Consider the following 12,538-nt stretch of genomic DNA (forward strand, 5'->3'; position numbering starts at 1 on the left):
CGTTGATCGACGCCTTCAGGTTGTCCGTGATGCGCGCCTGCATGTTGACCGCCATCGCCTTCTGGCCGAGGAAGGTCGACGTACCCACGCCCATCCCGAAGTTGGCGTCGCGATCGAGCTGCGGGATCGACGCCATCGCGCCGACGGCCGCGATACCCTGCTTCGCCATCTGGTCGGTCTGCTGCAGTTGCGAACCCAGCGAGTTGATCTGCGCCTGCTGGCCCGACAGTGCCGTCGACAGCGTCGTCTGCACTTGTGTCAGCTGGTTCACGTTCACCGCGTCGGTGCCTTGCGTACCCGGCGCGACGTTCGTGATCTGGCGCTGCTGCGTGTCGCTGCCGACCGACACCACGTTCGAGCGACCGCCGTCGTTCGAATTCGCGCCGATCGCCACCGAGTTCGAGCCGGCAGTGACGGTCGGTTTGTCGGAGCCGGTGCCATTCATGTCGGCAGCGACGCCGGCGGTGTTCGTCGTGTTCGTCGTCATCAACGTGGAAAGCTGACTCAACTGGTTGTTGATGTTCGTCACGCCAGTCGACAGCGAGGCCACGCTGTTGTTCGTCGTGCTCAGGCCGGTGGACAGTGAACTGAGACCGGCCGCCGTCGATGTCGACAGCGCGTTGATCGCGGTTGAGGTCGAGGTGGACAGCGCAGACACGTTGCTATTGGTCGAGCTCAGGCCCGTCGACAGCGAGTTGATACCCGTCGAAAGTGATGCGACGTTCGTCGCGGTCGACGTCGACAGGTTGTTGACCGCTTGGTTCGTCGCGTTCAACTGGCTGCCGTTGATCGCGTCCGTGCTGGTGGCCGAGACCTGACCGGCAGCGACGTTCGTGATCTGGCGTTCCGCGCCCGGCGCACCGACGCTCAGAACGCCCACCGGACTGGTGCCGAAGACCGGATACGTGACGCCGCCGACCGTGACGCTCGCCACCGCGACCGCATTGCCGGTGACCGAGTTCGCGCCGAGCGCGATCGAGTTGGCGACGTTCGCGGTGGCGTTCGATCCGAACGCGAGCGCATTGGTGGCGCTGGCCGTGGCGCCCGAGCCGTAGGCCTGCGCGCCGATGGCGCTGGCCGTGGCCTGGTTGCCGAGTGCGATCGTGTTGTCCGCGTTGGCCTGGCTCGAGTTGCCGAGTGCGAGCGCGCTGTTGCCGGTTGCCGTGCTCGCGTTGCCGAGCGCCACTGCGCCGGTACCGGTCGCCGTGTCGTTCGCGCCCATCGCGACTGCGCCGGTACCCGTCGCGACGCTCGGGTCGCCGATCGCGACCGCGCCGTCGCCGCTCGCGGTATTGCCGGAGCCGATCGACACGGCCTTGCCGCCTGTTGCCGACGCGCTTTGACCGATCGCGACCGAGCCGTCCGATTGTGCGTTCGAGCCGTTGCCGACCGCGACGCTGCTCGCGCCCGCCGCGCTGGCGCCGACGCCGGCGGCCAACGAGTAGAGGCCCGTCGCGGCGCTGTTCGCGTAGTTCGCCCCCGGCGCACCGCCATCGTTGACGCTGAAGTAGTGCGTTTTCGCGGCTTCGATCGCGGTCGAGGTCGACGTGGACAGCGACGTCATCGAACTGTTGGTCGAACTGAGACCCGTGGACAAGGAGCCGATACCCGTCGACGTCGACGTGGACAGCGACAGGATCGTGCTGTTCGTGCTGCTCAGGCCGGTGGACAGCGAGCCGATGCTGGTCGAAGTCGACGTGGACAGTGAGGAGATCGAGCTGATGGCCGATGACAAGCCGGTCGATGTCGAGGTCGACAGGGACGACACCGAGCTGTTGGTCGAGCTCAGGCCGGTCGACAACGAGCTGATGCCCGTCGAGGTCGAGGTGGACAGCGAAGAAATCGAGCTGTTGGCCGACGACAGCCCCGTCGACGTCGAAGTCGACAGCGACGACACCGTGCTGTCGGTCGAGCTCAGGCCGGTCGACAGCGAGCTGATACCCGTCGAGGTCGACGTGGACAGCGAGGAGATCGAGCTGGTGGCCGATGACAAACCCGTCGACGTCGAGGTCGACAGCGACGACACCGTGCTATCCGTCGAGCTCAGGCCGGTCGACAACGAGTTGATGCCCGTCGAGGTCGACGTGGACAGCGAGGAGATCGAGCTGTTCGCCGACGACAAGCCGGTCGACGTCGAAGTCGACAGCGACGTGATCGAGCTGTTCGCCGACGACAGGCCCGTCGACGTCGAAGTCGACAGCGACGTGATCGAGCTGTTCGCGGACGAAAGACCCGTCGAGGTCGACGTGGACAACGAGGAGATCGAACTGTTCGCCGACGACAGGCCCGTCGACGTCGAGGTCGACAGCGACGTGATCGAACTGTTCACCGATGACAGGCCCGTCGAGGTCGAGGTCGACAGCGAAGAGATCGAGCTGTTGGCCGACGACAAGCCGGTCGACGTCGAAGTCGACAGCGACGACACCGTGCTGTCGGTCGAACTCAGGCCCGTCGACAACGAGTTGATGCCCGTCGAAGTCGAGGTGGACAGCGAAGAAATCGAACTGTTGGCCGACGACAGCCCCGTCGACGTCGAGGTCGACAGCGACGACACCGAGCTATTGGTCGAGCTCAAGCCCGTCGACAGCGAGTTGATGCTCGTCGAGGTCGACGTGGACAACGAAGAGATCGAGCTGTTGGCCGATGACAGCCCCGTCGACGTGGAAGTCGACAGCGACGACACCGAGCTATCCGTCGAACTCAGGCCGGTCGACAGCGAGTTGATGCCTGTCGAAGTCGAGGTGGACAGCGAAGAAATCGAGCTGTTGGCCGACGACAGCCCCGTCGACGTCGAAGTCGACAGCGACGACACCGTGCTGTCGGTCGAGCTCAGGCCGGTCGACAGCGAGCTGATACCCGTCGAGGTCGACGTGGACAGCGAGGAGATCGAGCTGGTGGCCGATGACAAACCCGTCGACGTCGAGGTCGACAGCGACGACACCGAGCTATCCGTCGAGCTCAGGCCCGTCGACAACGAGTTGATGCCCGTCGAGGTCGAGGTGGACAGCGAAGAAATCGAGCTGTTGGCCGACGACAGACCGGTCGACGTCGAGGTCGACAGCGACGTAATCGAGCTGTTCGCCGATGACAGGCCCGTCGAAGTCGACGTGGACAGCGAAGAGATCGAACTGTTGGCCGATGACAGACCCGTCGACGTCGAGGTCGACAGCGACGACACCGTGCTATCCGTCGAGCTCAGGCCCGTCGACAACGAGTTGATGCCCGTCGAGGTCGAGGTGGACAGCGAAGAGATCGAGCTGTTCGCCGACGACAGACCGGTCGACGTCGAGGTCGACAGCGACGTAATCGAGCTGTTCGCCGATGACAGACCGGTCGACGTCGAGGTCGACAGCGACGTAATCGAGCTGTTCGCCGATGACAGGCCCGTCGAAGTCGACGTGGACAGCGAAGAGATCGAACTGTTGGCCGATGACAAGCCGGTCGACGTCGAGGTCGACAGCGACGACACCGTGCTGTCGGTCGAGCTCAGGCCCGTCGACAACGAGTTGATCCCCGTCGAGGTCGACGTGGACAGCGAAGAAATCGAGCTGTTGGCCGACGACAGACCCGTCGACGTGGAAGTCGACAGCGACGACACCGAGCTATTGGTCGAGCTCAGACCGGTCGACAGCGAGCTGATGCCCGTCGAGGTCGACGTGGACAATGAAGAAATCGAGCTGTTCGCCGACGACATGCCAGTCGACGTTGAGGTCGACAGCGACGTAATCGAGCTGTTCGCGGACGACAGACCCGTCGACGTCGAGGTGGACAACGAGGAGATTGAGCTATTCGCCGACGACAAGCCGGTCGACGTCGAGGTCGACAGCGACGACACCGAGCTATTGGCCGAGCTCAGGCCGGTCGACAGCGAGCTGATGCCCGTCGAGGTCGACGTGGACAGCGAAGAAATCGAGCTATTCGCCGACGACAAACCCGTTGAAGTCGAGGTGGACAGCGAGACGATCGAACTGTTGGCGGACGACAAGCCGGTCGACGTGGAAGTCGACAGCGACGTGATCGAACTGTTGGCCGACGACAGACCCGTCGAGGTCGACGTGGACAGCGAGGAAATCGAGCTATTCGCCGACGACAAACCCGTCGACGTCGAAGTCGACAGCGACGACACCGAGCTATCCGTCGAGCTCAGACCGGTTGACAGCGAGCTGATCCCCGTCGAGGTCGACGTGGACAACGAAGAAATCGAGCTGTTCGCCGACGACAGACCAGTCGACGTCGAGGTCGACAGCGAGGTGATCGAGCTGTTCGCGGACGACAGACCCGTCGAGGTCGACGTGGACAGCGAGGAAATCGAGCTATTCGCCGACGACAAGCCAGTCGACGTGGAAGTCGACAGCGATGACACCGAGCTATTGGTCGAGCTCAGACCGGTCGACAGCGAGCTGATCCCCGTCGAGGTCGACGTGGACAACGAAGAAATCAAGCTGTTCGCCGACGACAAGCCAGTCGACGTCGAGGTCGACAGCGACGTAATCGAGCTGTTCGCGGACGACAGACCCGTCGAGGTCGAGGTGGACAACGAGGAGATTGAGCTATTCGCCGACGACAAGCCGGTCGACGTGGAAGTCGACAGCGACGACACCGAGCTATTGGTCGAGCTCAAACCGGTCGACAACGAGCTGATGCCCGTCGACGTCGAGGTGGACAGCGAAGAAATCGAGCTATTGGCCGACGACAAGCCGGTCGACGTCGAAGTCGACAGCGACGACACCGAGCTATTGGCCGAGCTCAGGCCGGTCGACAGCGAGCTGATGCCCGTCGAGGTTGACGTCGACAGCGAGCCAATCGAACTGTTCGCCGACGACAAACCGGTCGAAGTCGACGTGGACAGCGAGCCGATCGAGCTGCTGGCCGACGAGAGGCCGGTAGACGTAGACGTTGACAACGACGCAATCGAGCTAACAGCCGACGACAGGCCCGTCGACGTCGACGTCGACAACGACGTCAATTGGGAAAAGTTCACCGCATCGGTCGGATTCGTACCCGGCGCCAAATTCGTGATCTTGTTGTTGTTCAGCGACGTCGTGTTTTTCAGGTTAATAGTGCCGCTCGTACCAGCGTTCAGCGTTATGCCGCTTGGGCCGTACAGTGTAATCGCACCGGTGGGGTTATTTGCGGTCCCCCCGACCAACATGTAGGCATTGGTGCCAGTTACACCGCCGTTGGCACTCGGATTCTCCGAGATGACTACCCCCGAGGTTCCGCTTGCGCAGGCCCCCTCACCGTTGACAGCGTTAACGCTCGTTACACTAATGTTCGAACCGCTAATAGACGCCGTGGACGAAGGAGTGCCATTACAATTCTCAATCGCCCCCGCCCACGCCTCGTTGGGCAACATGCCCACGGTCAAGATTCCTGCCACAGCCAGAAATCCCAACACGCCATGCGCAAGCCGCATCGTCGGCACACGGCATACACTCTGATCGGACGAGTTCATACGTCCCTGCTCGAAAATGCTCTTGGAAGCCTTACCGCGCGCGTTCGTCAGCTCGGATGCTGCTACCCACACACCCAGCGCCTCATTCCATATGCTTCGATAAATTTTATTCATGGTAATTAGGTATCCGATATTACTTTTTAGAATTTGACGCCCCGGCCGATCATCGGATTGGCTTGCTTGTCGTCAACGGCTCTCGTGGTTCGTGGGGTGGAGCGTCACCATCCATATTTCAAGTGTCGTCGCACGATCTCGAACTTTTTGGCCAGGTGCTTTTTCCACACTTACAATTCAGGAAAACTTATTAAGTGGCATCGACTAGATTCCCACCGTTTCGTCATTACCGTGATCGATCGCGATCATGGTTGGAACTCTCATCAAGCTCCGTGAGCAGATCGCCAAAGAAGCGGACGACGTTGAGGCCGGTGATGTTGTGCGTACAGTAGTGACACGGATCAATCCGTTCGCGCCTTGGCCTGGAGCGCCAGGAACAATGCGTCGATAGTTCGTACGGTTCGATTTCTTGACGCAAACCTCCCGAGAACCCGCTACGCTTGACCTACGACGATCCGCAAAAGCCAGCCTCGTGGAGACGACACCGGCGGATCGGGACGTCATGCACGGCCCGCTATAACTTGTCGAGACTGACCTGCTGCGCGACACATAGCTGTCTGTCGCGTTCTTTGTGCAACATCCTGGTGTGTTTGACCATCAAGCCCTCCCTGTTGAGCGCTACGCCCGGCTTATCGAAATACCTCGACCGCAACGGATCGAAGTCAACCGAGAGGTGGCAAGCGATTTGCTCACGCGTCGACGTTTCGATCGAGGCCGTACGCACGGCCACCGCGATCATCTCGCCCCTCAAAGCATGCGGCCCGATTGCAAACCGACTGACCGCTCATGCCGAATTTCGCGACAACAGCGATCGGATGCAGCTTGTCGACCGTCGGCATCAACAGATGCCGCTACCCGCGCCCGTATCCCCTGATACGGGCGATCGACAGCGTTACAGAGTCCGATATCCGATTTCGCAAGCCACGGAAACGCCTCGGCACACCAAACACCGGACCTTCACTTCAATGCAAAGATCAAATGCCTCAATCCTCACGCTCGAAATTGGATATCTCAAACTGCTTACGATCTTTATCGCGAATCCATTCAGGCGCACGACCTACCCCTGACCACGTTGCTCCGCTAACGGGATCGAAATAGCGGGGGCGCCGCTTGGTCGCACGACGCAGGACATCGACCGCGAAAATATCCTCAGGAGAAAAACCAAACTCGCGGACGCAATATCTGATCTCCAGCAAAATTTCCTCCGCAGCCGCTCGCCGCTCCTCGGCAATCCGCGACTCCAGCTTCGCCCGTCTCTCCAAATACCGCCGATACGACTCCAGGTTACGCATTTAGATAATCACGTCTCGCCATTCTTGGAAATAGACTCTGATCGAGACGGCAATCTGGTAACCGCTCGCCACTCCCCTGTCCATCGCTATCATCCGCAAAATATTTCCGGATGCTTCAACGCCATCAATGGCGAATGACTCACATCTATTTCGTCATACAAACCATTCAGACGGCAAATTCGCCTGAAAGGCAATCGCACCCGCTTCATCAATCCACATGAAGCATGCTATATGGAGGGCAAATCGAAATTGACAACATTTGTCACGAATCAATCACGCCCTAGAAATTATTCCGTTCATAAAAGTTGACAAAAAAACAGCCAAAAAATGCCACTCTATTTCGCAAATCAGTCATGCCATCCAGGCGCACGATGCCCAGGCATATTGTTTCAATTTACTTTCAGTTAAATCCGGCCACCAAACCACCCCATGCACGAGGGTATTCCCGGATTTAAACGACACGATAAAAATGATGCCAATGAAGATTCTTGCCGTTGACGACGAGCCAGCACAGGCGGCGTTCATCCGCGATTCCCTGATCGCCGAAGGGTTCGATGTCCGAGGCGCCACGCGGGGTGCGGAAGCCATACGCCTCCTCGAAACCGACAACTTCAATCTGGTTGTGCTCGACTGGAACCTGCCGGATATTTCCGGACTGGAAGTCCTCGCCTGGATTCGTGCGCGGGTGGGCAGAGATCTCCCCGTGTTGTTCCTGACGAATCGAGTGCGCGAGGAGCAGCTTGTCATTGCGCTCGATGCAGGTGCCGACGACTATATGGTCAAGCCCGTTCGTCGCCATGAACTGATCGCAAGAGTACGCGCGCTCCTGCGGCGTGCCTATCCAGTGAACGCAACGCCAACATCGATCAACATTGGGCGTTATCGTCTGGATCTCGTGACCGAAACCGCATTCCTGAGCGATGAGCCGATCAAACTGACATCGAGAGAATTCAACGTCGCCGTCGCCCTGTTTCAAAACTGTGGCCGCGCGATGCCAAGAGAAGCATTGATCAAGTCGATATGGGGCCGCCATAGCGACCATATTTCTCGAACGCTCGATACGCATATCTATCGTGTGCGATCGAAGTTGCGAATCGGCCCCGAAAACGGTGTTCGACTTCGCGCTGTCTACAATCACGGTTATCGGCTGGAGTTGCTCGATCCCAACCTCACGTACGATGCAGAATAGCGGCTGCCGTTACCCGCGCCAAAGACAACCTACGTGACCGAGGGGCTATCAAGCTGCGTTCCTGCCGGGTGAACACCGAGGGCTTGCAGTCAGGAAATGGTGTCACCCTGACCGCTGCGCAAACCATGGGCTGGTTGCACGATACGGCAGCCGGCATCGTTGATCGAAGCGCCGTTGCCGATGGTTACCCTCTCAGCGGGTACCGCCAATTTCCAGGCGAACGCCGTGACGCTCAGAATTCGATACAGGGAATGTTGCATTTTTCAACCTCACATCGGAACGTCGTTTCCGGCATCGGTACGATCGTGACCGGCACGGGAGACTGCACGAACCGCCGTCACCGAGCCTGCTCGCGCGGCGGCCTGGTCATCGGCTTCGTCGAACCTTGAATCAGTCGAGCCGCAAGGGGCATGAACTCACCATGTTTGGGGCGATCGGCTAGCCAGGCCACGCAGACGGCCAGCGCAATCGCGCTCCCCCACAATGTCAACAGGACACGCATCCTCACCTCACCTTCACCGGCTTGGCCGCGACCTGCGTGATTTTCGCCCGCGGTTTCGGTGCCGTTTCGAGGACAACCACCAGCGTCACGACAAGCCCGCAGATCAGAAGTCCGCACATTCCGAGCATTGCCTTATTCATTTCTGCGCCTCCCCCTGCATCGTTTGACCGAATGCGCCAATCGAGCCGCACGGGCGACCGTGCATGGACGCTCGAATCACACTCGAAAGGCTCGACGCGATTCGATCGCCCGATGGCCGGCCATGGAATGCGTCCTGGTGACGGTCGCGACGCCCTTGATGCCGTGGATCGCGGTGAAGTTGCCGTTGGCATGACGAGGCGCATCGGTCGTTGGCTATCTCGAGTCGCGACGGCAAACCGAGCCTTTCGACGATCCCCGAACGCATCGGCGGCGATCTCATTTGTTGCCTGTAAAGAGGTTCTTCGTTGATCTTCGGGGAATAGGTCAGCTTCAATTTCTTGCCACTCAAACTATCAGGAATGCAAAGTAATATTCCAGGAATCCGACTTCACCCGAGATACCGAAGCATCATCAGATTGGAGCGGACTCTCAACGATTCACGCGTTCGCGTCGCCCGGCACGGTCGCCTGCCCCTCCCCCGAAAACCGCCCGCTGGAATGGCACAAGAGACGGTTCCGCTTGCTCCACTTGGTCGACTAGTCGCGCCGATGCGCCCTCTCGGCCGACAAAGCCGTAGCGTTGAACTCCAGTTCGGACAAGACGCGCTCGATTACCTCGGTCCAGTTTCCGCGCGTGGTTTGGGTAAAGATGCGCATGCCGGGATACCACGGACTATCTTCACGATTGCGGAACCAGCGCCAGCACCCCGAGTATCGGTTCAGTAGCCAAACGCGCTTGCCCATGGCTGCCGCAAGATGAGCGACCGCAGTGTCGACTGAAATGACAAGATCCAGTGTGTCGATGAGGGCCGCGGTATCGGCAAAATCCCTCACCTCGTGCATCCAGTCGACCACATGTGGGTACTTCTCGTGGGGCAACGCTTTCGAAATGTCTTCTGCCTTCTGTAGACTGATCCAGTGCGCACCAGGCCACGCGAGCAATGGCCCCATCGTCTCCAGGTTGATACTGCGCCGTCGATCTTCGGCCATGGCCGAATGCCCTCCCGCCCAGACCACCCCGATGCGAGGCAAGGTACCCGGCTGCAACGTCGCCACTTTCGATGACCATTTTCGCGACCGTCGCCGATCAGCGTGCAAATATGGCAAGTTGGCGGGAATGTTGTCTACTCGCGTTCCGAAGGCCATGGGCATCGACAGGAGCGGGCAATACCAGTCCCATCGAAGCGCGTTGAATGGCTTGTCTTCGAGCAGCGTCAGATTCGGCCACCGGGAGCAGAATGAATCGGTCAGCAACCGGCGCAGCGGTTTCGGGCATATGAATCCAACTGCCGTGAAATGTTCGAAGGCCATTTCGAGATATCTGCAAAATTGCAGCGTATCGCCAAAGCCCTGCTCGGCAAAAACGAGCAGGCGGTTTTCACCTGGCGGTAGCGCTTGCCCCAGCCACCGACGGATCGAAATAGCAGGAGGCTTGATCCCTGAAGGCGAATCGCCCTCTCGAATGGTTGCCCATCGGTGTTCGAAATGTGGCCACGCTTCCCCATAGTCGCCGGTGCAAAGCAATGCATATCCGAGATTGGCGTGAGCTATGAGATGGTTTGGATTCAACTTGATTGCTTGACGATACGCATTGATCGCCAGATCGATTTTTCCTAACTGGTAGAAACTCACGCCCAGATTGCTATGAGCATCCGGACGCGCTGGATAACGTTCGATCATGCGTCGGCAAATATCGCGGGCGTCTTCCGGCTTGTCATCCAGATCCAAGGCCTTAAACAAGTTATACAGCAGCTTCGAAGTGTCCAGATCCGGCTGATGATCCTCGGCAAATGCCAGACCGCTTCGCGCGCTTGCTGCCGCCCGCGGAAATGCCTTCAATCGTGTTTGCGCCACGCACAGGCTGTTGTAGAAGATTGCGTTGGGAGACACGTCAATAGCCCGCTCGAACCAGTCCTCGGCCTCCTCAACCTCATTCAACGACAGAGCGATCAGCCCTCTCAGATGCAGGACATCACCGCTCGACGGGTACGCCTTCAGAACGTCTTCGACCAGCCGAAGAGCGAGTTCAGGCTGGCCAGCGTTATAAGCCTCGATGGCCTTGTCATAGCACAACTGGATATCTTCAAGATTCGATTCCACCGCAACCCCGATCAGCAGTCCAAAGCAGTGAACGTTCCGCAGCGCAGCTCGGACCCGGAAGATGGACGCTGGATATCCATTACCGCCTCAATGCCGATTTGCCAACGTTGCATGGGGCGCGCGTCGAAGACCGGCGATTTCCGGGGGCCCTTCCAACGTCGACGTGTCAGTTTGAAAATTCAACCAGACCTCGAGCCGTCATTGAACAAACGTTATCCAGAGATCGGTCGTGACCGGATGCCGTCCGAAAACACCTGCCCCGCAAAAAACCTCGATCAGAAAAAAGGCCAAGCGTGAGCTTGGCGTCAAATCCGAGGGGAAGTGCTCCGGTAACAGAGCATTGACGATGGTACGCGTCCGCACACGGCGAGATTTGAACGATTGTCACATCCAGAAGGAGGGAGGCATTTGCGGCCTTCGGCGATCACCGTCATCGGCCTGCGAGAACCGGTCATTCAAAATCATGCGAACCATCGACTCAACGACGGAAGCGTGCCTCGTCCGGAAGCCTTGCTTCGACAACACGGGCCGTCCGAATCTGAACGAGTCTCGACATCAACCGCCGGAACCCGCACGAATACGACAAATAATCCCTTAACAACGCAAACCCCGAGGAGCACCCGCGGACCAGGCCGACAGGCCCGCGCAGCCCAGGAATCTCATCCAGCCCCGTTGGGACACCGGGAAAGCACGGAGTTCCTGCGATCGACGCCATCACACAAAAACTTCCGTAACGGCACCGCTTCCGTCCGCCGACACGCTCCCTCCGGCACCAGCCGGATGCCTCCCGTGCCCCGCCCCGCGGGTCCATCGCTTCGCATCGAAGCATTCGTTTTCATTACGCCGATATTTACGGTTTACTTCTGCACTAAACACGCCAAACGCCCTGCCGCCCGAGGCACGCCGGATCGGCTACGTGCCGCAGGAAGGCGCGCTGTTTCCGCATCTGTCGGTGGCCGACAACATCGCATTCGGGCTGCCGCGCGCGGCGCGGCGGCGCCATCATCGCGTCGACGAACTGCTCGAGATGGTCGGGCTGCCCGCATCGTATGCGAGCCGCGCGCCGCAGCAACTGTCGGGCGGCCAGCAGCAGCGCGTCGCGCTCGCCCGCGCGCTCGCGCCGGAACCATCGCTCGTGATCCTCGACGAACCGTTCTCCGCGCTCGACACGTCGCTGCGCCACGAAACGCGCGGCGCGGTCGCGGATGCGCTCGCCGCGGCGGGTGCGACATCGGTGCTCGTCACGCACGACCAGCCCGAGGCGATGACGCTCGGCGACGAAGTGGCGGTGATGTGGCACGGCCGCCTCGTACAAACCGCCGCGCCGCAGACGCTGTACCGGCAGCCGGTCACGCGCGACGTCGCGTCGTTCGTCGGGCAAGCCGTGCTGCTCGCCGGCCGCGTGCGCAGCATGCGCATCGCCTGCGCGCTCGGCGAACTGCCGCTCGTCTCGCCGCTGCCCGACGGGCCGGCCGACGCGATGCTGCGTCCCGAGCAGATCGGCATCGTGCCGGTCACGCAGGCCGACGCCGCGCGCGGCCATACTGCGCGCGTCGAAGCCGCGCAGTTCGCGGGCCAGGATGCCGACGTGGTCGTGCGCCTCGATGCCGATCCCGACGTGCTCGTGCGCGCACGCGTGCCGGGACACCGGTGTCCGGCCGTGGGCGAACGTGTCGCCCTGGTGGTGGATGGCGCGGTGATGGCGTACGCGCGCTGAGCGGCGCGGCGGTTGGCGGTTGGCGGTTG

At 60.3% G+C, this 12,538-nt stretch carries 6 protein-coding genes and 3 pseudogenes; 3 read left to right on the forward strand and 6 right to left on the reverse strand.

Features of this window, described 5'->3' with window-relative positions; translation table 11 throughout:
- The 3 genes and pseudogenes from L810_RS45970 to L810_RS30990 form a co-directional block, all read right to left on the reverse strand.
- Positions 1-5,083 (reverse strand): annotated as a pseudogene (locus L810_RS45970) (YadA family autotransporter adhesin); the annotation flags it as partial.
- 402 nt (positions 5,084-5,485) lie between these two features.
- A pseudogene (locus tag L810_RS49810) lies at positions 5,486-5,569 on the reverse strand (ESPR domain-containing protein); the annotation flags it as partial.
- 983 nt (positions 5,570-6,552) lie between these two features.
- The gene (locus L810_RS30990) at positions 6,553-6,861 is read right to left on the reverse strand and encodes an H-NS histone family protein (protein WP_167562607.1); all 309 of its coding nucleotides are present in this window, start codon (positions 6,859-6,861) and stop codon (positions 6,553-6,555) included.
- Between the two features lie 259 nt (positions 6,862-7,120).
- Here L810_RS30990 and L810_RS30995 point away from each other — a divergent pair, with 259 nt between their 5' ends.
- Positions 7,121-8,050 carry a response regulator transcription factor gene (locus tag L810_RS30995; protein WP_257009005.1) on the forward strand — a complete coding sequence of 310 codons (930 nt, stop codon included), beginning with the start codon at positions 7,121-7,123 and terminating at the stop codon, positions 8,048-8,050.
- A gap of 89 nt (positions 8,051-8,139) precedes the next feature.
- Here the strand turns inward: L810_RS30995 and L810_RS47620 are convergent, their stop codons facing one another.
- The 3 genes from L810_RS47620 to L810_RS31000 form a co-directional block, all read right to left on the reverse strand.
- Entirely contained in the window at positions 8,140-8,310 is a 171-nt protein-coding gene (locus L810_RS47620) for a hypothetical protein (RefSeq protein ID WP_155627521.1), read from the reverse strand.
- A 244-nt stretch (positions 8,311-8,554) separates the two neighbouring features.
- Positions 8,555-8,692, reverse strand: coding sequence for a hypothetical protein (locus L810_RS47625; protein WP_155627520.1), 138 nt, complete (start codon positions 8,690-8,692; stop codon positions 8,555-8,557).
- 537 nt (positions 8,693-9,229) lie between these two features.
- Positions 9,230-10,792: a tetratricopeptide repeat protein gene (locus L810_RS31000; protein WP_021162182.1), complete on the reverse strand. Its 1,563-nt coding sequence runs from the start codon at positions 10,790-10,792 to the stop codon at positions 9,230-9,232.
- A gap of 27 nt (positions 10,793-10,819) precedes the next feature.
- On the opposite strand from L810_RS31000, the gene L810_RS47630 reads away from it, so the two are divergent.
- Entirely contained in the window at positions 10,820-11,089 is a 270-nt protein-coding gene (locus L810_RS47630) for a hypothetical protein (RefSeq protein WP_124626507.1), read from the forward strand.
- A gap of 589 nt (positions 11,090-11,678) precedes the next feature.
- Positions 11,679-12,509: pseudogene (locus L810_RS31005) on the forward strand (ABC transporter ATP-binding protein); the annotation flags it as partial.
- Positions 12,510-12,538 lie beyond the last annotated feature (29 nt).

Origin of the sequence: Burkholderia sp. AU4i (assembly GCF_000466765.1) — a bacterium.
Lineage (GTDB): Bacteria > Pseudomonadota > Gammaproteobacteria > Burkholderiales > Burkholderiaceae > Burkholderia > Burkholderia cepacia.